The 21,623-nt window shown below is 73.4% G+C and carries 18 protein-coding genes; 8 read left to right on the top strand and 10 right to left on the bottom strand.

What is annotated here, in order from left to right; translation table 11 throughout:
• Window positions 1-15: 15 nt before the first annotated feature.
• Window positions 16-1,194, top strand: coding sequence for a macrolide family glycosyltransferase (locus tag FLL47_RS06240; RefSeq protein ID WP_144119473.1), 1,179 nt, complete (start codon window positions 16-18; stop codon window positions 1,192-1,194).
• A gap of 77 nt (window positions 1,195-1,271) precedes the next feature.
• On the opposite strand, the gene FLL47_RS06235 is transcribed toward FLL47_RS06240, so the two are convergent.
• Both FLL47_RS06235 and FLL47_RS06230 read right to left on the bottom strand, forming a co-directional pair.
• Window positions 1,272-2,822, bottom strand: a complete 1,551-nt coding sequence (locus FLL47_RS06235) for an AMP-binding protein (protein WP_186315582.1) — start codon at window positions 2,820-2,822, stop codon at window positions 1,272-1,274.
• A 182-nt stretch (window positions 2,823-3,004) separates the two neighbouring features.
• The gene (locus FLL47_RS06230; RefSeq protein WP_144119472.1) at window positions 3,005-4,672 is read right to left on the bottom strand and encodes a hypothetical protein; all 1,668 of its coding nucleotides are present in this window, start codon (window positions 4,670-4,672) and stop codon (window positions 3,005-3,007) included.
• A 59-nt stretch (window positions 4,673-4,731) separates the two neighbouring features.
• Here FLL47_RS06230 and FLL47_RS06225 point away from each other — a divergent pair, with 59 nt between their 5' ends.
• A complete protein-coding gene (locus FLL47_RS06225; protein WP_186315581.1) occupies window positions 4,732-6,138 on the top strand; it encodes a hypothetical protein in 1,407 nt (468 codons plus the stop codon).
• On the opposite strand, the gene FLL47_RS06220 is transcribed toward FLL47_RS06225, so the two are convergent.
• Window positions 6,113-7,336 (bottom strand): YncE family protein, encoded by a 1,224-nt coding sequence (locus FLL47_RS06220; RefSeq protein ID WP_144119471.1) that lies wholly within the window; start codon window positions 7,334-7,336, stop codon window positions 6,113-6,115. The two genes, FLL47_RS06225 and FLL47_RS06220, sit on opposite strands and share 26 nt — an antisense overlap.
• Before the next feature lie 206 nt (window positions 7,337-7,542).
• On the opposite strand from FLL47_RS06220, the gene FLL47_RS06215 reads away from it, so the two are divergent.
• Window positions 7,543-8,256: a carbohydrate-binding protein gene (locus FLL47_RS06215; protein ID WP_144119470.1), complete on the top strand. Its 714-nt coding sequence runs from the start codon at window positions 7,543-7,545 to the stop codon at window positions 8,254-8,256.
• A gap of 1 nt (window position 8,257) precedes the next feature.
• Here FLL47_RS06215 and FLL47_RS06210 read toward each other — a convergent pair whose 3' ends face one another.
• Entirely contained in the window at window positions 8,258-9,229 is a 972-nt protein-coding gene (locus tag FLL47_RS06210; protein ID WP_144119469.1) for a quinone oxidoreductase family protein, read from the bottom strand.
• A gap of 97 nt (window positions 9,230-9,326) precedes the next feature.
• On the opposite strand from FLL47_RS06210, the gene FLL47_RS06205 reads away from it, so the two are divergent.
• Window positions 9,327-9,602 (top strand): dsRBD fold-containing protein, encoded by a 276-nt coding sequence (locus tag FLL47_RS06205; RefSeq protein WP_144119468.1) that lies wholly within the window; start codon window positions 9,327-9,329, stop codon window positions 9,600-9,602.
• Window positions 9,603-9,705: 103 nt separating this feature from the next.
• On the opposite strand, the gene FLL47_RS06200 is transcribed toward FLL47_RS06205, so the two are convergent.
• Window positions 9,706-11,841 carry a RecQ family ATP-dependent DNA helicase gene (locus tag FLL47_RS06200; RefSeq protein ID WP_144119467.1) on the bottom strand — a complete coding sequence of 712 codons (2,136 nt, stop codon included), beginning with the start codon at window positions 11,839-11,841 and terminating at the stop codon, window positions 9,706-9,708.
• A gap of 57 nt (window positions 11,842-11,898) precedes the next feature.
• Between FLL47_RS06200 and FLL47_RS06195 the strand changes: the two genes are divergently transcribed.
• Window positions 11,899-12,858 (top strand): TIGR03557 family F420-dependent LLM class oxidoreductase, encoded by a 960-nt coding sequence (locus tag FLL47_RS06195; protein ID WP_144119466.1) that lies wholly within the window; start codon window positions 11,899-11,901, stop codon window positions 12,856-12,858.
• A gap of 115 nt (window positions 12,859-12,973) precedes the next feature.
• Here the strand turns inward: FLL47_RS06195 and FLL47_RS06190 are convergent, their stop codons facing one another.
• Window positions 12,974-14,326: an FAD-dependent oxidoreductase gene (locus tag FLL47_RS06190; RefSeq protein ID WP_246157598.1), complete on the bottom strand. Its 1,353-nt coding sequence runs from the start codon at window positions 14,324-14,326 to the stop codon at window positions 12,974-12,976.
• A 118-nt stretch (window positions 14,327-14,444) separates the two neighbouring features.
• Here FLL47_RS06190 and FLL47_RS06185 point away from each other — a divergent pair, with 118 nt between their 5' ends.
• The 3 genes from FLL47_RS06185 to dusB all read left to right on the top strand — a co-directional run bounded on the left by FLL47_RS06185 (window position 14,445) and on the right by dusB (window position 16,758).
• Window positions 14,445-15,119 (top strand): hypothetical protein, encoded by a 675-nt coding sequence (locus FLL47_RS06185; protein ID WP_144119465.1) that lies wholly within the window; start codon window positions 14,445-14,447, stop codon window positions 15,117-15,119.
• 73 nt (window positions 15,120-15,192) lie between these two features.
• Window positions 15,193-15,465, top strand: coding sequence for a DUF6158 family protein (locus FLL47_RS06180; protein ID WP_222105986.1), 273 nt, complete (start codon window positions 15,193-15,195; stop codon window positions 15,463-15,465).
• 180 nt (window positions 15,466-15,645) lie between these two features.
• Window positions 15,646-16,758 carry a tRNA dihydrouridine synthase DusB gene (gene dusB, locus FLL47_RS06175; RefSeq protein ID WP_144119654.1) on the top strand — a complete coding sequence of 371 codons (1,113 nt, stop codon included), beginning with the start codon at window positions 15,646-15,648 and terminating at the stop codon, window positions 16,756-16,758.
• A 209-nt stretch (window positions 16,759-16,967) separates the two neighbouring features.
• On the opposite strand, the gene FLL47_RS06170 is transcribed toward dusB, so the two are convergent.
• The 4 genes from FLL47_RS06170 to FLL47_RS06155 all read right to left on the bottom strand — a co-directional run bounded on the left by FLL47_RS06170 (window position 16,968) and on the right by FLL47_RS06155 (window position 21,465).
• Window positions 16,968-17,381: a DoxX family protein gene (locus FLL47_RS06170; RefSeq protein WP_144119464.1), complete on the bottom strand. Its 414-nt coding sequence runs from the start codon at window positions 17,379-17,381 to the stop codon at window positions 16,968-16,970.
• A 98-nt stretch (window positions 17,382-17,479) separates the two neighbouring features.
• Window positions 17,480-19,825, bottom strand: coding sequence for a polyprenyl synthetase family protein (locus tag FLL47_RS06165; RefSeq protein WP_144119463.1), 2,346 nt, complete (start codon window positions 19,823-19,825; stop codon window positions 17,480-17,482).
• 221 nt (window positions 19,826-20,046) lie between these two features.
• Entirely contained in the window at window positions 20,047-20,562 is a 516-nt protein-coding gene (locus tag FLL47_RS06160) for a GNAT family N-acetyltransferase (RefSeq protein ID WP_246157597.1), read from the bottom strand.
• 180 nt (window positions 20,563-20,742) lie between these two features.
• On the bottom strand, window positions 20,743-21,465 hold the full coding sequence (locus FLL47_RS06155) for an alpha/beta fold hydrolase (protein ID WP_144119462.1): 723 nt from the start codon (window positions 21,463-21,465) through the stop codon (window positions 20,743-20,745).
• Between the last annotated feature and the right edge of the window lie 158 nt (window positions 21,466-21,623).

Here is a 21,623-nt window from a genome sequence, read left to right as displayed (position 1 = left end):
CCCGACGCTGTGCGGATGGGTCGACACATCGCTTTCGTCAACGCGCCCACGGTCGGCGAGGTCTATCCGACCCTGCCGATCGTGGCGGAGCTGGTCCGGCGCGGCCACCGGGTCGGTTACGCCACCGTGGCGGCGCGTGCCGAGGCGGTGGCGGCCACGGGGGCGCTGGTGGTGCCGTACACCTCCAGCCTGCCCGGCGAGAGCGACCGCGGGCTGCGGCGGCCCGAGCGCGCCGACTACATCACCGCCGTGCGGGAGGGTTTCCTCGGCGAGGCCCGCGCCACCCTGCCGCAGCTCGCGCCATACCTGCGCGACGATCGCCCCGCCCTCATCGTGTTCGGCATGCAGAGCCTCGCCGGGCGGCTCATCGCGATCCGCGACGGCCTGCCCGCCGTGCAGTTCCAGAGCTTCCAGGCCGCCAACGAGCACTGGTCCATCGCCCGGCATCTGGGCCTGACCGTCACCCCCCGCCCGGGTCTGCCCGACCACCAGGTGCAGCTCGACGACTTCGTGGCAGCCCAGGGCGTCGACCCTGACGCGGTCCGCGCCTTTGCGCCGTCGGCCCAGCTCCTGCTCTATCCCCGCTTCATGCAGTTCCGCGCGGAGACGTTCGGCGAGCGGTGCCACTTCGTCGGGCCGTGCACCGGGCCGCGGCCGTTCCAGCCACGCTGGACGCCGCCCGACCCGGACCGGCCGGTCGTGCTGGTCTCGCTCGGCACCGTCTACAACCACCTGCCCGGCTTCTACCGCACCTGTGTCGAGGCGTTCGCGGGCACGCGCTGGCAGGCCGTACTGGCCGTGGGCGAGCGCACCGACCCCGCCGAGCTGGGTCCCGTGCCCGGCAACGTAACCGTGGCGGCGACCGTGCCGCAACTGGACGTGCTGGCGCACGCGGCCGCCTTCGTCACGCACGCCGGCATGGGCGGCATCCTGGAGGCGATCCAGGCCGGGGTGCCGATGCTGACCGTGCCGCAGACCCCCGAACAGGAGGTCAACGCGTTGCGGGTGGCCGAGCTGGGCGCGGGGCGGCCGCTGGACACGGCCGAGCCGACCGCGGGCGCGCTGCGCGCCGCCGTCGAAGAACTTGTCACCGACCAGGGGGTACGCGAAGCGCTGACGCGCCTGCACGCCGAGATCCGCACCTGCGGCGGTACGCCCGAGGCCGCCGACGTCATCGAAGCCGCCCTCCCCTGACCTGCAGCAACGGTAAGGGAGTGTTAACAAGGGCACCTTCCTCTACGCATAGCGATGTGAAGGTGCCCTTCCTTTCGTCAGCCGGTGGCGCCGGCTACGCGGCGGGCGCGGAGGGCCTTCTTGTCGACCTTGCCGACTTCGGTGAGGGGGAGTTCTCGGATGAACTCGACGGCGTAGGGGGCCCAGAGTTCGTTGAGTTCGCCGACCGCCCATTCGCGCAGCTGGGAGGCGGTGATCACGGCGTCGGGGGCGGGGACCACGAAGGCGTACACCGCCTCGCCCATGCTCTGGTGCGGCACCCCGATCACCGCCGCGGCCCGCACCTGCGGGTGGCTCAGCAGCGTGTCCTCGACGGTACGCGAGTACACGTTGGTCGAGGTCGTGCCGGTGACGATCATGTCCTTGAGCCGGTCGACCAGGAACAGGTAGCCGTCGGCGTCGACCCGGCCCAGGTCGCCGGTACGCAGCCAGCCGTCCACGATGGTGCGGCTGGTCAGCTCGGCCTGGCCCCAGTAGCCGGCGGTCATCAGCGCCGCGGACACCCACACCTCGCCGATCTCCCCGGTCGGGACGACCGCGCCGTGGCCGTCCCGGATCTCGACCCGCACCCCCGGGTAGGGCCGCCCGCACGAGCCGAGCCGCTCCGGGTGCGCCGGGTCGTGGGTCAGGTTCGGGTACGCGGCGATGAAGGTCGCCTCGCTCATGCCGTACACCGGGCGCAGCACCGGCCCGAAGCGTTCGACGGCCTCCGCCAGGCGCGACGGCGCGGCGGCGCTGCCCGCGCAGGACAGCGTGAGCAGGCTGCCGGTGTCGGTCTTGGCCAGCCGCGGATGGTCGAGCACCTGGTAGAGCATCGGCGGCGGCAGGATCGCGCTGGTGATGCGCTCCTGCTCCAGGGTGGCCAGGAAGTCCTCGGCGACGAAGCGGTCGTGCAGCACCAGCACCCCACCGGTGAACAGCGTGATCATCGCGGCGACCTGCTGGCTGGAGTGCCAGAACCCGCCCACGGCCAGGTGCCGCAGCGGGCGGCCGTCGGTGACCTGGTAGCTGGCCGCGACCGCCTGCACCGCCTTGAAGAAGGTGTGCCGGTGGTGCACCAGCTTCGGCCGCCCGGTGGTCCCGCCGGTCTGGAACAGCGACTGCGGTTCGCGCACCGACGGCGGCAGCCCGAGCTGCGGCGCGCCGGGCCGCCGCGGCGCGGCCAGATCGATCCCCGCGCCCGCGCCGAAGCAGAACACCGACAGGTCGCCCGCCCCCGACGCGAGCTGCTCGCCCAGCGCGGCGTGGGTGCGTGCGTCGTACGCGAACGCGTCGACGTCGGCCAGGGCCAGGTAGTCGGCGCACAGCTGCGGCGGCGCGTTCGGGGCCAGCCACACCGATCGGCTGCCCAGCAGGTGCAGGGCGAACTGGGCCTGGATCGACTCCGGCGGGTTGCCGGCGAGGATGCCGACCGCCGAGGAGGAGCGCACGCCGTGCTCGTACAGCGTCGCGGCCATGTCCCGGATCCCGGTGGCCAGGTCGGCGTACGTGAGCCGGCGGGCCCCGTGCACGATCGCCTCGGCCGTGCCGTATCCGTCGAAGACGGCGAGCGCCTGGGCCGCGTAGTTTTCCTGGTCGCGCAGGTCCATGACGGACACTCCTGTGGCTCGACCGATCACTGGCGCATCCTGGCGACGTTGGCATGGCGCGCATCCGAACCGGCACCATAGCGCTGGTTACGAGATCGCAACCATTCGTCAACAATCGAGATGCATCTGGCTCCTCAGTGGACGCCACGCGGTCGGAACTGTGCTATGGAGCGCTTTCCCGGTCAGCCGCGCTCAAGTCCGAGCTGGTCGGCCAGTTCACCGGCGCGCTGCCGGGTGCGCAGCCACGGCGCGGTCAGCGCCTCCCGGACCGTCGCCGCCGCCTCCGCCGGGTCGCCGGTCAGCTCCCACAGGGCACCCGCGGCCGCGAACCGGTCCTTCACATCGGCGTCGCTGTCCCGGATCTCGCGCAGCCGGGCCGCCACATCGGGATCGGCGTCGCCGAACACCTCGGCCGCGGCGACCGCGGCCAGCACGTCCCGGCGCGGAGCCACCGCGATGGCGGCCCGCAGCGGCGCGTCGTCGCCGCCGGCCAGCCACAGCAGGCGCAGGTAGATGACCTCGCCATTGGCCATCGCGCCGATCGCGGCGAGCACCTCGGGGTTGCCGCGGCCCGCCTCGGCCAGGAACTCGGCCACCCACAGCCGGGCCGGCCAGGTCATCTGGGCCAGGTGCCGGGCCAGCGTGCCGACCACCGCCGGATCGGCGGCGGCACCGAGCACCCGTAGCAGCCCCACCAGTTCGCGCTGCTCCTTGGCGGTGGCCTTGGGCGAGCGGTTGACGTCGATCGTGGTGGCCAGCGCCACCACCCGGTCGAGCACCGCCTCGCGCAGGGATTCGGACAGGGTCGGGAGCTCGGCCAGGGCGCCGGGCAGCCGGGGCGGGGTCCACCCTTCGCGCAGCGCGGCCTCGGCGTGCTGACGCCAGCGCGGGTCGCCGACGCGGATCAGCGCATCGAGCGCCGAACGGCGCATGCGGGCCCCGCGCGCCACCGCGTCGGCCAGCCAGTCGGCCTGGCGGCGGGTCAGCGCGTCGTCGGCGACCACGGCTCGGTACGCGCCGCGGCGCACCCGCTCCTCCGGGTCGTCCAGGAACGAGCAGAGCAGGGCCTGCAGCTCCACCGGCAGGCGCTGCTCGGCGGCACGGTCGGCGAGGGTCTGCGCGACGTCGCGGCGCGCCTGCGCCTGCCCGTCGCGTGCGATCGTGGTGAGCAGGTCGGCGTCACGCCGCGCGTCGCCGCCGGCGGCGTACTCGACCAGGTCGGCCAGTCTGCCCCGGCGGGTCGTCCAGCGCAGCGCGTCCGGGTCGGCGGACCAGCCCGCGGCCAGCGCCGCGGCCGCCTGCGCGGTGGGCGCCAGCCCGGCCTCGCGCATCGCGAGCACCGCCGCGACCCGGACCGCGGACGAGCGCGACGGGTCGAGGAACTCCGGCAGCCAGCCCGCGGCGGCGGCCGGGTCGAGCTGCGCCGCGGTCACCAGCGGGGTGACCCGGCGGTAGTCGTCGGCATAGTCCCGGGCGCGGGCCAGCAGCACCGCCGACAGCTGCGGGTCGGGCCCGCACCAGCCGAGCAGGGCGGTGGACTCCTCGACGACGCTGTGGTCGTCGAGATCGGACAGACTACGCAGCGTGACGGTGAAGGCGCGCAACTGCACGCGTACCGGCTCGCCGCCGGGATGGGCGGCCAGCTCGCGGACCAGCATCAGCAGCTGGTCGGGCAGGCGCGTCTTGGGGTCCGCGGCGAACGCCAGGATCGGCGCGACCAGCTGCGCGGCCAGCGGATGCAGGCCGTCTGCGGGCAGCAGCACCTGCTCCAGCTCGTCCATGCTGTCGTAGTCGTGCGCCGCGGATCCGATGAGCCGCAACAGGTCCACTGGTTCCACACCCTGGGTCACCGACTGATAGTAGGCCCGCGGGACGACGCTACGCATGCACGCCCGTCTACGATCACCGGATGCGCAGGCTGGTGCGGTCGTTCACGGTGTTTCTCGTCCTGCTGCTGACCGGGCTCGCGGTGATCGAGGTGTCGCGGCTGCACACGACGAGCCCGCTGGCGCGCACCGACGCGGAGATCGTCGCGGACGCGCTGCCGCGCCTGGCCTTCCAGCGCGAGGCGCTCGACGGCGGCAGCGCCGCACGGATGCAGCAGCTGTTCCCCGAGGGCTGGTTCTTCAGCTACACGCTCTACGGCCTGACCTGGCTCGACGTGGGCACGCGCAGCACGCAGCTCAAGGAACGGGCGCTGGCCGAGGCACGCTGGGCACTGTCGCACGTGGACTCCGCAGCGGGCAGCGCGGTCTTCGACGCCTCGCTCGACCCGCCGTACGGCGTGTTCTACCAGGGCTGGGCCACCTGGCTGCGGGGCGGCGTGGTCGCGCTCGACGGGCCGGGCGCGCCGGAGCGGGCCCGGCTGACCGCCGACGCCGACGCGCTGGCCGCCGCGTTCCGGCGACAGCTCGACGCGACCGGGTCGCCGTTCCTGACCGCATACCCGGGGCAGGCCTGGCCCTGTGACAGCGCCGTCGGCATCGCCGCGGTGCGGCTGGCCGGCACCCTGACCGGCGTCGACCGCGCGGGCCTGGTCCGCGACTGGCTGGCTGCCGCAGACACCCGCCGCGACCCCGCGACCGGGCTGCTGCCGCACACCGTCGACCCGGCCACCGGGCAGCCGACCAGCGGCGCGCGCGCCACCTCGCAGGTGATGGTGCTGCGCTTCCTGCGCGAGGTGGACCCGGCGGCGGGCGCGCGCGACTGGGCGGCGTTCCGCGAGCAGTTCGCCTCGACCGTGCCCGGCGCACCCGGCATCCGCGAGCACCCGCGCGGCGTGGACCTGGCGGGCGACGTCGACTCCGGGCCGCTGCTGTGGGGGCTGAGCACGTCGGCGAGCGCGGTCGCCCTCGGCGACGCCGTCGTCTACGGCGACGCCGAGGCGGCCGCGGCGCTCGCCGGCCTGGCCGAGGCCGCCGGGCTGGCCGTGCAGTGGGACGGCACACGCCGCTACCTGGGCGGCACGCTGCCCGTCGGCGACGCCTTCCTGGCCTGGTCACTGGCCGCACGTCCGTGGACCGGCGGCGACGTCACCGCCGCCACCGGCCCGTCGTGGACCTGGCGCCTGCCCTGGTACGCCGCACTGACCGCACTGCTCGCCCCGGCCTGGCTGCTGGCCCTGGTCGCGGCCCGGATCCCCCCGTTCGGCCGGGCCCGGCGGGCGCGTCAGGGCCCGGCATCCCGTCCCGCCGACGCACCGCCGGACCGGGTGCGGGACGCCGCGTCCCCCGCCGACTCACGGCCGGACCCGGTGCAGGACGCCGCGTCCCCTGCCGACGCGCCTCCGGTCACAGGACCCGGTTCAGGGCGCTGAGGCCCGGGACGGCCACCGTGCCCAGGCGCTGTCCGGTCTCGGCGTCGAACCAGGCCACGGCGTCGGGCAGGCCCGCGTACACGCGCTTGCCGTCGGCGCTGACGCCCAGGCCCCGCACCACTCCCCCGGCGTCCCAGCTGCGCCACACCGGCGCGGCGTCGCGCGGCAGCACGTGCACGGTGCTGCCGACCGCCACCAGCATCTGCCGGAACGTCGCCGCGGCGAACGCGACGCCCGCGCCCTTCGGGCCGTCGACGATCTCGCGGATGTCGAGCTGCTCCGTCCCGACCACCGCGAACCTCCCGCTGGTCACGTCCGCGACGTAGAACTCGCCGCCCTCCGGGGCGATCGCCAGCGCGTGCCCCGCCCCCGGGCCCTCGCCGAAGGGCGCGGGCAGGTCGACGCAGAACGCCCACTGCTCACCCAGGTGCAGCGTGTGCACGAAGGCGTGCACATTGCCGGGGCGCCCCGCGACCAGGTCGCGGGTGTGCCGGTGGTCCGGCTGGTGCGTGTAGAGGGTGTAGAGGACCTGCCGGTTCGGCGCGTACACCGCCATCCGCCCCTCGCCGCTCATCTCCTCCTCGGCTCCCGGCGGCACCGCCGCCTTCAGCCGGGTCAGCAGCCCCGAACTCTGACCGGTGGCCACGTCGACCTGGCGCACCCGGTAACGGTCCGGCGCGGTGGCGGGCAGCCAGTCCAGCACGTACAGGCGCTCACCGCCGGTCGGCAGCGCGTCGGGCACGATGTTGCCGGCCAGCTCCAGCCGGGCCACCTCACGTGCCGTGTCCGCGACCACCAGCGGGGTGCGCGTCCGGCCCGAGGGCACATGGGTGGCCTCGCCGGAGCCCGGTGCGGCCAGCACCACCAGCCGCCCGTCCGCCGAGGCCACCCGGGGCACCCACGCCCCGGCCAGCCGCGGCCCCGCGGTGCGCCGCCCGGTCCGGGTATCGATCGCGGCCAGCTCGGTGTCCACGCCCGCCGCGGCGACCGCGTACACGGTCGCACCGTCCGGGGTGGCCAGACCGGTCCCGATCCGCTCCACCCCGGACGGCCGCAGCACGGTCAGTCCACCCTCGGCCTGCACCAGCAGCAGGTCCGGTGCGGCCGTCGGCGCGGTCGGCGTCCCGGCACGGCATCCCGCCAGCGCCGTTGCCGCACCCACCCCGAACAGGGCCAGCACGTCACGTCTCGTCGTCATGCCCGGTCGAGTCGCCGGACCGCACCCCGGTTCCCGCACGATCGCGATCGATATGGAGTGGCATGCCAAGCCGCGCCGGTTGGTCGGGTTGACCGTCGGCTCCGGATTTGCTGACCGAGCGGCCGGTGCGCGACACGCACCCGCCCACTACGTTTCACGCTCGTAACCGTGACTGACGGCAGACGAGAGACGGCGGGCATTCGGCGGTGGAGGATGATTTCGGGTACGAGGGCCGGCGGCGGATTCGCGTGCCGCTGCTGGAGCGGTTGCGCGTCCTGCCCCTGGTGGCCGCCGGGGTGTTCACCGCCGCGCTGATCCTGCTCCTCCTCACCACCATTCACCGGCCGGCGACCTGGAACGACGCGCTGCCGTGGGACGACCAGCCGAGCGCCGAGCCCGTCGCCGCGCCGATCTACCCGGACGCCCCGGCGGCGCACAGCCCGGGACCGCGTACGCCCGCCGCCCGGCCCTCGACGACCAGGGGCTCGGCGCCGGCACCGGCTGCCTCCCCGTCCCCGGCGGCCCGGCTGCAGCAGCGCACCATGCGCTACGAGGCCGAGTCGGCGAGCCGTTCCCAGGCCCGCACCGCCAACGACCACAGCGGCTACAGCGGCTCGGGCTTCGTGGACTACGACAACGCCTCCGGCGCATACCTGCAGTGGAGCGTGCGGGGCACGGCCGGGAGGGCCACGCTGCGGCTGCGCTTCGCCAACGCCAGCTGCTGCAACCGCGCCATGGAAATCAGCGTCAACGGCGGCACCGTGCTCCGCGACGTGCGGTTCGACCCGATGCGCACCTGGGACGACTGGAACACGGTCACCGTCACCGTCACCCTCACCGCGGGCACGAACACCGTCCGGGCCACCGCCACCAGCGGTGAGGGCGGCCCGAACATCGACTACCTCGAGGTCGTGCAGTAGCTCACGGAATCAGCAGCAGCTTGCCCGTGGTGCGCCGCGACGTCAGGTCATCGTGCGCCCGTGCCGCCTCGGCCAGCGGATACCGGCCGCCGATGGACACGTGCAGGGTGCCCGCGTCGACCCGGCCCAGCACGTCCGTGGCCCGTTCCAGCAGCTCCTGCCGCGATACCACGAAGTCGCCGAGCGTCGGCCGGGTCAGCACCACCGAACCGGCCTGCATCAGCCGCAGCGGGTCCACCGGCGGCACCGGGCCGCTGGCCGCGCCGTACAGGGCCAGCACGCCGCGGCGGCGCAGCGAGGCCAGGCTCGCGTCGAACGTGGACGCGCCGACCCCGTCGTACACCGCGGCCACGCCCTCGCCGCCGGTCAGCGCGCGCACCTGCGCCGCCAGGTCGTCGACCTGGTCGTAGCGGATGACCTCGGCCGCGCCCGCGTTCCGGGCCAGGTGCTCCTTCGCCTCCGTGGACACCGTGCCGACCACCCGGCCGCCCAGGTGCGTGACCAGCTGCGTCAGCAGCAGACCCATACCGCCCGCCGCCGCGTGCACCAGCACCGTGTCGCCGGCCCGCACCGGATGCACGTCGTGGGTCAGGAAGTGCGCGGTCATGCCCTGCAGCAGCACCGCCGCCGCGGTCTCGTCGGACACCCCGTCGGGCAGCGGCACCAGCCGGTCCACCGGCACGGCCGCGGCCTGCGCGTACGCCCCGGGCGTCATGGCCCAGCCGACCCGGTCGCCGATCGCCACCCCGGCCACGTCCGGCCCCAGCGCGACGACCCGGCCCGCCGCCTCCACCCCGGGGATGAACGGCAGGGGCGTCGGATAGCGGCCCATGCGGTGGTACACGTCGATGAAGTTGACGCCCGCCGCGGCGATCTCGACGACCGCCTGACCCGGACCCGGCACGGGCAGGTCGACGTCGGCGGGGGTGAGCACCTCGGATCCGCCGTACTGCGTGATCTGAACAGCCTGCATGGTCCGAGCCTGCCTCATCGGGGCCGGATGCGGGGGTCGGGGCACGCCTGCGGAGGGACAATGAGAGCAGCATCGCAGGAACGGGAGGAGGCGCGTCATGACCACCGCGACGATGACCAAGACCTTGATGGTGGAGCTGCGGTATGAGGAGGACGCGGATCTGACCAGGGCGATCGCGTCCATGCGGCTGCCGTCGGGGCGGTTGCTGACCGCTGAGGGGCAGGCCCGGCGCAATCCGGTCGATCGGCCGCGGGCGTCGATCGGTGAGGAGATGGCGGGGGCGCGGGCGTTGTCAGGGTTGGCGCACCGGTTGTTGGAGGCTGCCGCGGACGAGGTCGAGACGAATGTGCACGGGGGTGATCCGGTCGTTTAGCTTCCGCTTTGTCGGTGGGTCGCTCCGCGGGGTGATGCCCGGCTGCGCTGGGGGCCTTCGGCCCTTTTACGCTCCGCCGGGCACCACCCCGCTCCGCTTCGCGTCAGGACGTGGTGGCCAAGACGAGTGGGAGTACTCCGGGAGCGCCTGCTTGCAGTAGCTGGCGGGCCACGACGGCCATGGTCCAGCCTGAGTCGAGCTGGTCGTCGACGAGGAGGACAGGGCCGGGCAGGTTCCGGAGTCTGTCAGCCATGTCCTCGGGAATCGTGAAGGCGTCGTGTAGGGCTTTGACGCGCTGGGCGCTGTTGGCGCGGGGCTGGTCCGGGGGCGGGCCGCCCGCGACAGTGCCGAGGAGATCCAGCCGACCTACTCGGGCCACGTGTTCGGCTACGCCGGTGATGAGGCGGGGGCGGGTGCGGGAGTTGACGGCTACTACGGCGGCAGGGCGGGAGGGCCAGGGGTCGGTGCCGTGGGACCAGTCCTTGAGGACTTCGACGAGCACGTCGAGCAGGTCCTGGGGTGGGGTGGTGTCGGGGGTGCCCTCGGCCAGGAGTTCGCGGAGCCGGGTGCCCCAGCCGAGGTCGGAGAGGCGGCCGACGGCGCGGCCGGGGAGGGTCTGTTCGGCTGGGGGGATCTTGCCCGTCAGGGGTACGCCGGCGGCGGCGAGGCCGGTGGGCCACATCTTGCGGGGTTCGATCTGGACGCCGGGACGGCCGAGGAAGGTGTGGGCGGCGTCGAGGGCTTCGGCGGAGACGTCCTTGGTGTACGCGGGGCCGGCGCAGTTGTCGCAGCGGCCGCAGCGTCGCGCCTCGGGGTCGTCGAGGGTGTGCCGGAGGAACTCCATGCGGCAGCGGGTCGTGGTGGTGTAGTCGCGCATGGAGTCCTGTTCGGACTGCCGGGCCTTGGCGATGCGGGTGTAGCGCTCGGTGTCGTAGGCCCAGGGTTGGCCGGTGGCCTCCCAGCCGCCGCGTACGCGTTTTACCGCGCCGTCCACGTCCAGGACCTTGAGCATCATTTCGAGGCGGTTGCGGCGTAGGTCCACCTGGACCTCGAGGGCCTGGGTGGACACCGGGCGGCCGGCCGTGTCGAGCACGTCGAGCACGCGGCGGACCTGGTCCTCGGGCGGGAAGGCCAGGGAGGCGAAGTAGCGCCAGATGGCGGCGTCCTCGGGGCCGGGCAGCAGCATCACGTCGGCCCCGGCCACGGCGCGACCCGCGCGGCCGACCTGCTGGTAGTACGCGATCGGCGAGGCGGGCGCGCCCAGGTGGACCACGAAGCCGAGGTCGGGCTTGTCGAAGCCCATGCCCAGGGCGGAGGTGGCCACCAGCGCCTTGAGCTTGTTGTCGAGCAGGTCCTGTTCGGCGGAGCGGCGGTCGGCGTCCTCGGCCTGGCCGGTGTAGGAGGCGACGGCGTAGCCGCGGGTGGCCAGGAACTGGGCGGTCTCCTGGGCGGCGGCGACGGTCAGCGTGTAGATGATGCCGGAGCCGGGGATCTGGTCCAGGTGGTCGGCGAGCCAGGCCAGGCGATGCGCCGGGCTGGGCAGCTCCAGCGCGGCCAGCCGCAGCGACTCGCGGTCCAGCGGGCCGCGCAGCACCAGCGGCTCGTGGTCGGCCGGCTGGCCCCCGCCGAGCTGCTCGGCGACGTCGGTGGTGACGCGCTCGTTGGCGGTGGCGGTGGTGGCCAGCACCGGCGTGCCCGCGGGCAGCTCGGCCAGCATGGTGCGCAGCCGCCGGTAGTCGGGGCGGAAGTCGTGGCCCCAGTCGGAGACGCAGTGCGCCTCGTCGACCACGAGCAGGCCGGTGGTGGCGGCCAGCCGGGGCAGCACGCTGTCGCGGAAGTCCGGGTTGTTGAGCCGCTCCGGGCTGATCAGCAGCACGTCCACCGCGCCGCCCGCGATCTCGGTGGTGATCTGGTCCCAGTCTTCGAGGTTGGCCGAGTTGATGGTGCGGGCGTGGATGCCCGCCCGGGCCGCCGCCTCGACCTGGTTGCGCATCAGCGCCAGCAGCGGCGACACGATCACCGTCGGGCCGTGGCCGCGCTCGCGCAGCAGTGCGGTGGCCACGAAGTACACCGCGGACTTGCCCCAGCCGGTGCGCTGCACGCACAGCACCCGCCGGGCGTCGGCGACCAGCGCCTCGATCGCCCGCCACTGGTCCGGCCGCAGCTCGGCATGGTCACCCGCGAGCCGCCGCAACACCGTTTCGGCACGTTCGCGCAGTTCCGTCCTGTCGTCAGCCATTCCGCAGTTCTACCAGCCGGGGGTGTCAGCCTGGCGGCTGGCGGGTAATCAGGGCAAATGACCAACATCGGTTACACGCTCATGACCGAGCAGCGCGGGCCGCGGGAACTGGTCGACGACGCGGTACGCGCCGAGGCGGCCGGGTTCGACTTCGCGGTCTGCTCCGACCACTACTACCCGTGGCTGGCCGAGCAGGGGCACGCCCCGTTCGCCTGGTCGGTGCTGGGTGCGGCCGCCCACGCCACCGAGCGGATCCCGCTGGTCTCCTTCGTCACCTGCCCCACCATGCGTTATCACCCGACGGTCGTGGCGCAGATGGCGGCGACCGTGGGCGTCATGTCGCGGGGCCGGTTCACACTCGGGCTGGGCGCCGGGGAGAACCTCAACGAGCACGTGGTGGGGGCGTACCCGCAGGCGGTGCAGCGCCACGCGATGCTGTCCGAGGCCCTGGAGATCATCGGCCCGCTGCTGGCCGGCGAGGTCGTGCACCACCTCGGCGAGTACTTCGAGGTGCCCGAGGCGCGGCTGTGGGACCTGCCCGACGAGCGGGTGCCGATCGGCGTCGCGGTCTCCGGGCCGTCCTCGATCCGGCTGGCCGCCCGCCACGACGCGGCGCTGATCGCGACCGAGCCGAAAGCAGAGCTGATCGAGCAGTACGAGCGCGCCGGCGGCACCGGGCCCCGCTACGGCCAGGTCGCGATCTGCTGGGGTCCGGACGCCGACGAGTGCGCCCGGATCGCCCACGACCAGTTCCGCTGGTTCGACCTGGGCTGGGCGGTCAACGCCGAGATGCCGCACCCGCGCTCGTTCGCCGCGGCGACCGCCTCGATGACTCCGGAGCAGGTCGCCGAGAAGATCTCCTGCGGCCCCGACCTGGACAAGCACGTCGCGGCGGTGCGGAAGTTCGCCGACGCCGGGTTCACCGAAGTGGCCCTGGTCCAGATCGGCGGAGACAGCCAGGCCGACTTCCTCGATTTCGCCGAGAAGCAACTCCTGCCCGCCCTCAGCGCGGCCTGACCCGCTCCGCGCCTGCGCGGAGCGCTGCACTGCCTGCAGTTTCGGGGAAACTGCACCAACGACCTCGCCCATGGACGCAGTTTCCCCGAAACTGCCGCGTGCGCCCCGCGGGGTGTCAGCGGGTGCGGGCGCCGGGGGCTCGGCGGGAGAGGCGCAGGACGCGCAGGACCATGGCAGGTTTGCGGAGGACGCCTGGCGGGGTGAGCAGGTGCTGGACGGCGGTGAAGATGCGCCGGACCTCCGGGTCGACCTGGGCGGCGAGTTGAATGCGACGGGAGTAGCGGTTGCGCAGGGCGATACCGCGCGGGCGCTCGCCCTGGGTCTGCGGGTAGGCGAAGTCGCCGCCCGCGGCGAAGCCCCAGGGGGTGGTCAGGATGTGAGCTGCCTCCTGGTAATAGTCGGCGGCGAGCGCGGCGTCGGCCAGGCCGTGCGCGTCGAGCTGCCGGGCCAGGGCCTGGGCCTCCAGCGCGGCACAGGTCATGCCCTGGCCGTAGATCGGGTTGAAGCTGCAGATCGCGTCACCGAGGGCGAGGTAGCCGGCCGGGTGGGCGGGCAGGTTCTCGAAGTGGCGGCGGCGGTTGGACGGGAAGGTGAACGAGACGGCCTCGGTCACCGGCTCGCACTTGTCGATGAGCTGCGCGATGCCGGGGTGGGGCAGGCTGCGGGCGTGCGCGGCGAACGCGTCCGGGTCGCCCGGCGCCGGGAAGTCGCCGTGCCAGCCGCCCATCGAGATCAGCCAGCGATCGTCCTCGATCGGCAGGGCCAGCCCCACCCGGGTCTCGCGCGGCGCGGCGGGCAGCACGAACACCGCGGTGGCGTCGCTCAGGTCGCCAGGTTTGCGCTGGAAGAGGCGGGTGGTGTAGCCGACGCCGATCTTGATCTCGGTGACCGCCGGGGCGGCGTGGCCCAGCTCGGCGAGCCAGCGGTCGGAGCGGCTGCCCCGGCCCGAGCAGTCGACCACCAGCGCGCACGGCAGCGTCTCGCCGCTGTCCAGCACCACCCCGGTGACCACGCCGTCCGCGCCCGCCAGCCCGGCGACCGCGACCCCGGCCCGGATCTCGACGCCGGGCAGCGCCGACACCCGGCCGCGCACGGTGTGCTCCAGCAGCGGGCGGCTGAACGACATCAGGGTGATCCCGGTCGGCGACTTCGCCCAGACACCGCCGTACCGGTAGAAGATCATCTCGGTGCCCGGCTCGAACGGCACCGCGCCCGCCCCGACCAACTCGTCCACCAGGCCCTCGAACAGTTCCCCGAGCGCCCGCTGCCCGGCCGCGAGCAACACCGCGCCATGGTTGCCCTGCGGCACGCCGCGGCGCGGCGCCGCCGACGGCGGCAGCTGGTCCCGGTCCAGCACGACCACCCGGGCGTACCGGTCGGCCAGCACCCGCGCGGCGCACAGGCCCGCGATGCCGGCACCGATCACGACGGCCGTGGACGCGGACATGCTCGGGGCGCTCTCGGTCATCCGTCCATCTTCGACGCCGCGCGCCGACCTCGCCGACCCGGGTGGCGATTCACGCGGCGGATGTGACGATTTTCCGCCAGCCCTAACGATCAACGAGGATCGATACTAGGGTGCTGGTGTGTCCTCATCCGCCGTGGTCCTGCTCGGCGGGCTGCCGTTCACGCTGCTCGCGGTGCTTTTCCTGGGGCTGCTGGCGCAGGCGCAGTCCCGGCGCGACGGCGTGCGCCCAGGGCGGCTCAGCGCGACCGCGCGCGCGAAGCTGACCGCCGAGGCCCGCGAGCTGGAGGAGGTCGCCGCCGAGGTGCTCGAGGCGGCCCGCACCGCGGTGCTGCTCGCCGAACGCACCGCGGCCGAGCTGGCGGCCGCCGAGGCCGAGCGCGACGCCGCCTGGCAGGCCCACCTGGCGGCCGCACAGGTGCTGGAGGAGGCAACCGAGGCACTGCCGCCCGAGACGAGCGAGGCCGTGGTCTCCGCGGAGAACCTGCGCGAGGTCTCCCGCGCCGCACGTGCCGCGTACAAGCGCGGCGACCTGTCCATGGAGCAGCTGCGCGCGGTGTGGCAGCAGGTCGACGGTTGGGACCAGTCCCGCCAGGACCGCTCGCACGAGCTGTCCCGGCTGCGCGCCGAGGACGCCGAGGCGGCCCGGCTCTACCACGTGGCCGCTTCCCGGGCCCGCCACGCCCGGCGCACCGCCGAGGTGGCCCGCGTCTCCTCGCACGCGCTCACCCAGGAGGCGGCCGACGCCGCGTACGAGGCCCAAGCCGTGCAGACCGTGCTGCGCGGCAAGCGCTGACTCTTACCCGTCACTACTGCGACGAAACCGGGCGAGACGGTTGAACTGCCCGAACTCCGGGTAACCCTCCCCCATGCGCGACTACGACGAAGTGGTGGAGGTCGTCTACGCCTGGCAGCAGCCCGAGCCGGCCGGCGGCATACCCGCCCGGGACCTCCCCGACGAAGACCTGCTCCGCGAACTGGCGGCGATCCACCGCACCCGCCACGACACCCTGCGCCACGGCTCCGACCAGTCCCTGGCCCACCACACCGAACGCATGATCGAGCTGGAGGCCGACTACCTCCGCCGCCACCCCACCCGCGAAATCGACCCGGCCCGCCTACGCCCCGACCAGGCCGCATGATCGCGACGATCTTGCGGAAACTGCGCTGACGACACGCGCAAAACGGTCATAAGGTCAACAGTTCGCGCAAGATCGTCGCGATCTTGCAGGTGGCCCTGGCAACGGGGTGTGGGGTGGGTTACGGGGGGTCGGGGTGGTGGGGGTGGGCGTGAGATTCTTGGGGGCGTGACTGCGACGTTGATGTTGGGGCGGTATCCCGTCGATCCGCCGGTGGTGCTGGCGCCGATGGCGGGCATCACCAATGTCGCGTTCCGGCAGCTCTGCCGCGAGCAGGGGGCCGGCATCTACGTGTGCGAGATGATCACCACGGTCGCGCTGGCGGTGCGCAACCCGAAGACCGACAAGATGATCGAGTTCGGTCCGGACGAGCACCCCCGCAGCATGCAGCTCTACGGCGTCGACCCGGAGATCACCGCCAAGGCGGTGCGGCGGGTGGTGGACGAGAACCTCGCCGATCACATCGACCTCAACTTCGGGTGCAGCGTCAAGAAGATCACCAGCAAGGGCGGCGGCTCGGCGATCCCGTGGAAGCGCCGCCTGTTCGGCTCGATCATCAAGGCCGCCGTGGACGCGGCCGCGCCCGCCGGCATCCCGGTCACCATCAAGATGCGCAAGGGCATCGACGACGACCACCTGACGTACGTCGAGGCCGGGCTGATCGCGCAGGAGGCCGGCGTGAAGTGGGTGGCCCTGCACGCGCGCACCGCCGCCCAGCGCTACTCCGGCGAGGCCGACTGGGAGTCCATCGCGACCCTCAAGCAGGCGCTGGACGTGCCGGTGCTCGGCAACGGCGACATCTGGGAGGCCGACGACGCGCTGCGCATGGTCGCCGAGACCGGCTGCGACGGCGTCGTGGTGGGCCGGGGCTGCCTGGGCCGGCCGTGGCTGTTCGCCGACCTGGCCGCCGCGTTCGCCGGCCGCCCCGAGCGGGTCATGCCCGACCTGGGTGAGGTCGCACAGGTCATGCGCCGCCATGCCGAACTGCTGGTGCACTGGTGGGGCGCCGAACGCGAAGCCGTCACCGACTTCCGCAAGCACGTCGCGTGGTATCTCAAGGGCTTCCCGGCGGGGTCGGAGCTGCGCCGCTCGATGGCCATGGCGTCGTCGCTGATGGAGCTGGACGACCTGCTCGGCAAGCTGGACCACGACGCGCCGTTCCCGGTGGCCAACCTGGGCCAGCCGCGCGGCCGCACCAACTCCCCCGCCAAGGTGGTGCTGCCCTACGGCTGGCTCGACGACCGCGACTCCCAAGCCGTCCCCGAGGACGCCGAACACGACGACTCCGGCGGCTGACCCGCCACCGCCGACCCGCTTTCGGCGGGCCGGCGGGTCTGCCGTCGGAGCGGGGGGCCGGCGCGAACCCACCGTTGCGGCGGGGGGGGGGGGGGGGGGGCGGGCGGGGCGCGGGGGGGGCCCCCCCCCCCCCCCCCCCGGGCCTCTCCCCCCCCCCCCCCCCCCCCCCCCCCCCACCCCCCCACGCCGCACAGTGAACCCTGCCGCCCTCAGCGGCGGAAGCTGCGGACCAGGGCCTGGGTGTACGGACCCCGGACCCGCGCGATCAGCGCGAAGACCACGATCAGCGCACCGGACATGATCGCGTTCGACGCCGCGCCGGGCAGCACGAACAGGTTCATGATCGTCGCTCCGGTCATCAGGCCGACCAGGCCGATCGCCGCCACCCCCGACAGCCGGGGGATCAGCAGCCCGATACCGCCGGCCAGCTCGCAGGCGCCGACGAAGTAGATGAACCACATCCCCAGGCCCACCTCGCCGAAGCTCGCCGGCGCCTCGAAAGCGGGCAGATACTTGGTCGCCCCGACGGTGATGAAGAACAGGCCGAGCAGCACCTGCCCGGTCCACGTGGCGATGTGGACGGCGCGGCGGGGGCGGACGGCGGGGGCGGCGTACGTGGTCATAGCGGGTTCCCTTCCCGAAGTTCTGTCATCGCGTTCATCCGTGTAGACGGATGCCGCGCGGTGAACTCATCGGTCCGGGCGGGACGGATTTCGCCGTGTCACCGGCCGCGGGCGGCGAAGTGCTCGACGATGCCCTGCAGCAGGCGGGTGTCGAAGGGCAGCGCGGCGCAGCTGTCCACCGCGGCGTCGCGGTGCTGCTCCATGAGCCGCCGCGCCTGCGCGAGCCCGTACACCCGGACCAGGTTGGCCTTGCCCACGTCGTTGCCCGAGTCCTTGCCGAGCTGCTCGCTGGACGCGGTCGCGTCGAGGATGTCGTCGCGGGCCTGGAACACGATGCCCGCATGGTCGGCATACCGGGTGACCAGCTCGATCTCGACCCGGGGCCGGTCCAGCAGCATCAGCAGCGGCACCAGCGCGGCCTCCACCATGGTCGACGTCTTCAGCCGGTACATCTCCAGGATGTCCTCGCCGGTGACCGGCGACGCGTCGCGGGCGTAGCGCAGGTCGAGATACTGGCCGCGGCACAGCCGCTGCGGACCGAGCACCGTGCCGACGTACGCGACGACGTCGGTGACCCGGTGCGCCGGGTAGTGCCGGTCGAGCCGGGCCAGCATGCCGAAGCCCGAGGACAGCATCGAGATCGCGGCGAGCTGCACGCTGCCCTCGTCGAACACGGTGTGCGCGGCCGGGCGGCCCCGGCGCAGCGTGGCGTCGTCCTGGGCGGGCAGGTCGTCGAAGATCAGGCTGGCGGTGTGGAACAGCTCGATCGCGCCGAGCAGCGACTCGGGCATCTCGCCGCGTACGCCCAGGCCTTCGGCCAGCATCAGGGTCAGCGCGGGCCGCAGCCGCTTGGCGGGACCGTCCATCGTGTACGCCAGGATCGGCGCCAGCTCGGCCGCGTTGACCTCGGCGTGGCAGTTGTGCACGATCTCGTTGATGCGCGGCAGCCGGTCGAGCACGAAGGTGCGCGCGTCGACGCTGTTCGGGTCGCGGCGCCCCATCACCGCGGCCGCCTCCCGCTTGAGGCGCAGGTCCGAGGTGGTCAGCTGGGGCAGCACCCGCCGGGGCACCCCGGCCGCGGTACGCAGGAACACGGCGATCTCCGGGGTGACCGGGTACTGGTCGAGCAGCCGCAGCGTGCCCGGTGGATCCGCGCACAGGTGCGTGGCCAGCTTGATCGCGCCGACACCGGTCAGCGCGTCGCGGGCGACCGGGTCGCCGCCGTACACCTGGTCCACGACGTACGCGTCGTAGGCGAACAGGTCGAGCAGCGGGTTGGTCCGGCCGTCACCGGGGTGCGTGAACGGGGTCATCCGCCCGGCCTTGCGGTCCTCTTCGCGGTCGGCGAGGTCGTCCTTGAACTGGCTCAGGAAGATCGTATTGAGGCAGCGGGCGTAGAAGCCGTCGTCGAGGCTGCGGCGGCCGAGGATGTTCGCCACCACCCGGCTCAGCCCGGCCTTGAGGAAGATGTCCGGGTACGCCGACTCCAGCCCGCCCTCCAGCAGCTCGTCCGGGCGGCGGGCCGCGTCGCGGTGCTGGGCCAGGTACATCGACTCGGCCGCGTGGTAGAGGTGCCGGTGCGTGCCGAACGGGTAGACCTGCAGCGCGATGCCGTACAGGTCGTGCATCTCCTCGGCGAGCGGATGGTCGGGCACGTCGCCGGGGTCGATCGCGCCGCCGGTGGACAGGCCGTGCAGGATCAGCCGGTGCAGCCGGTCCCGCTCGCGCGGCAGCATGTGCTCGCCGGGCAGGTCCTGGAAGCTGTCGTCGATCACCGCGTACGCGGCCCCGTACGCGTACGCGCCGGGCAGGATCCGGGTGAGGTGTTCGCGCACCGCGGCCCGTCCCGCGTCGCGGGTGTCGTACCCCCCGATGGCCAGCACCCCCACCAGCGTGCGGACCACCTTGCCCATCGCCCCCGCCTGCACGACCGTCTCCGGCAGGGTGCGGTGCAGCCGGTCCAGCCGCTCGGCCAGCCAGCGCGTCTCGGCGACCCCGCGCAGCGTCGGAAAGCGCCGCTCCAGCGACTCCACCACCCCGGCCACGCCCCGCCCGCGCTCGATGCCCTCGACGACCTCGCGCACCGTACGGGCGTGTGCCCGCGCGAGCACCTCGCCGCGGGCCACGTCGGCCGGGTCGGGCACCTCGCTGAGGTTGTAGACGCCGAAGTAGTTCAGCTCCAGCAGCGCCTGCTCGCGCAGCTCCCGCCGTCGGCGCGGCGCGTAGAGCCCGCGCAGCAGCGCGGCCGCGGGCGTGTGCCGCCCGGCGATCGCCCGCAGCTGCTCGGTGTACAGCTCCACATGCGACCCGATCGCTGCCGGGTTCGCATCACGCCAACCGGCGTAGTGCGCCAGCGTGTGCCGCACACCCTCCTCGAGCCTGCGGTGCTCGAGATCCTCCTGCCGGAACGGAAACGGCTCCAACAGCTCCGTAGCGACACTCATGAGGCTGACCACCTCCCCGCGGACCCTGACGACCCCGCAGCCCCATGATCCCACCCCCGCGCCAACCCCCGCCCGGACAGAAGCAAGGAAGGGCACCTTCTTAACGCTCCGCGTTATAGAAGGTGCCCTTCCAAACGCGACAGCGGCGCTGCCTGCGCATATCGCGGTTGCTGAGCCACGGATCAGGCATGGACGCGCGGTCACCCGTGCGCCGGCTGGCCTCAGCTGTGCAGTGACTGCTCCATCACCCGCCCGGTCCAGGCTCCGAACGTCAGCGGAGCGGTCGCGGTGAAGCCCTGGCCTTCGTAGTAGCGCACCAGCTTGCGGTCGTCGCCGTCGTAGCAGTCCAGTCGCAGCAGGCCGATCCCGGTCGCGCGGGCGAGCTCGCGGGCGTGGTCGAGCAGCAGCGCGCCGATCCCCTGCCCGCGCCGGCGGACGTCGGCCAGCAGCAGGTTCACGTACAGGTCCGGTTCGGACGGCTGCGGCGCGAAGTCGGCAGGCAGGCCCACCACCAGCGCACCCACCACGACACCGTCGATCTCGGCGATGTGGAAGCCGTCGGCCTCGCCCCAGTCCCGGGCCTGCGCCTGGCGCCGCGGGTTCGCCGACTGCCGCCCGGTGCCCCACTGTCCGGGCCGCCCCTGCGCCACGAGCCAGTCCCCGGCCACGTCCATCAGCGCCAGCACGGCCGGAATGTCGTCCGGCCCGGCCCGGCGAATCACGATCCGATCGTCCACCGCCCGCCTCCCCTCGTCCGGCGATCAACCTACGTCTCCGCACCGCCGGGCTGCCGCAGTTCCCCGCCGGACACCGGTCTGCACCCGAATTCACTCGCATCCGAGCAGCTCAACCCCGGTAAACCGTTAAGAAGGGCACCTTCTATAACGTGGAGCGTTAAGAAGGTGCCCTTCCTTTGCTCATAGCGGGGTGAGGAGGGTGGCCAGGTCGGTGGGGCGGCTGAGCATGGGCCAGTGGCCGGTGGGGAGTTCGAGTACGTCGGCCTCGGCGAGCAGGGCAAAGTACGGGTGGCCGGCGGCGATCATCTCGTGCACCTGGGCCGCCGGGAACACGCAGGTGATCAGGGCGGACGGCACCGAGAAGGAGCCCGGGTGGTAGTGGACGGGCTGGCGGGCCGCGGCGAACGGGTGCGGGGTGCCGCGTTCGCGCAGCAGGGCGAGCAGGTCGGCGTCGAGGCCGGCCAGGGACGGGTCGTCCGGGTCCGGCAGGAACGGCGGCACGGGGGCCAGGAAGCCGTCACCGATCTCGGCGAGGATGCGTTCCTGCTGCTCGGGTGAGTTCGTGTCGAACTGCGACGTGCCCTCGGGCAGCGGCCCGCTGTCGATGTACACCACCCGGCGCAGCCGCGCGGCCAGCTGTCCCGCCGCCACGGAGACCACCATGCCGCCGTAGCTGTGCCCGACCAGCACCACGTCCCGCAGGTCCGCGCCCTCGACCAGCGCGACGACATCGGCGACGTGGGTGTCCAGGTCGGTCTGCGGCGTCACCTCGGCGGCCCGCTCGGCGACGCCCGTCAGCGTCACCGGTCGCGGATCGTGGCCTGCTTCGGCCAGCCGCGACGCCACGTCGCGCCAGGCCCACGCGCCGAGCCACATTCCGGGCACGAGTACGAATGTCGTCATGCCCGCCACGCTAGGCGGGCGCACCGACACAGCGCAGCCCCGGCATCCGGCTCGCGCCTGGCAATACCGCCGGCCCGAGGTTGGGCGGCCACTCCGTCCTTGCCCTGATCTGCCGAAGGCGAGCACAGGAACCAGGACGGCGCTGACGGCGGCGTTCC

Source organism: Catellatospora sichuanensis (genome assembly GCF_007483665.1).
In the GTDB taxonomy this organism is placed as follows: domain Bacteria; phylum Actinomycetota; class Actinomycetes; order Mycobacteriales; family Micromonosporaceae; genus Catellatospora; species Catellatospora sichuanensis.
Note: the sequence above shows the minus strand (reverse complement) of the source record. Positions and strands in the feature narration are given on the sequence as shown.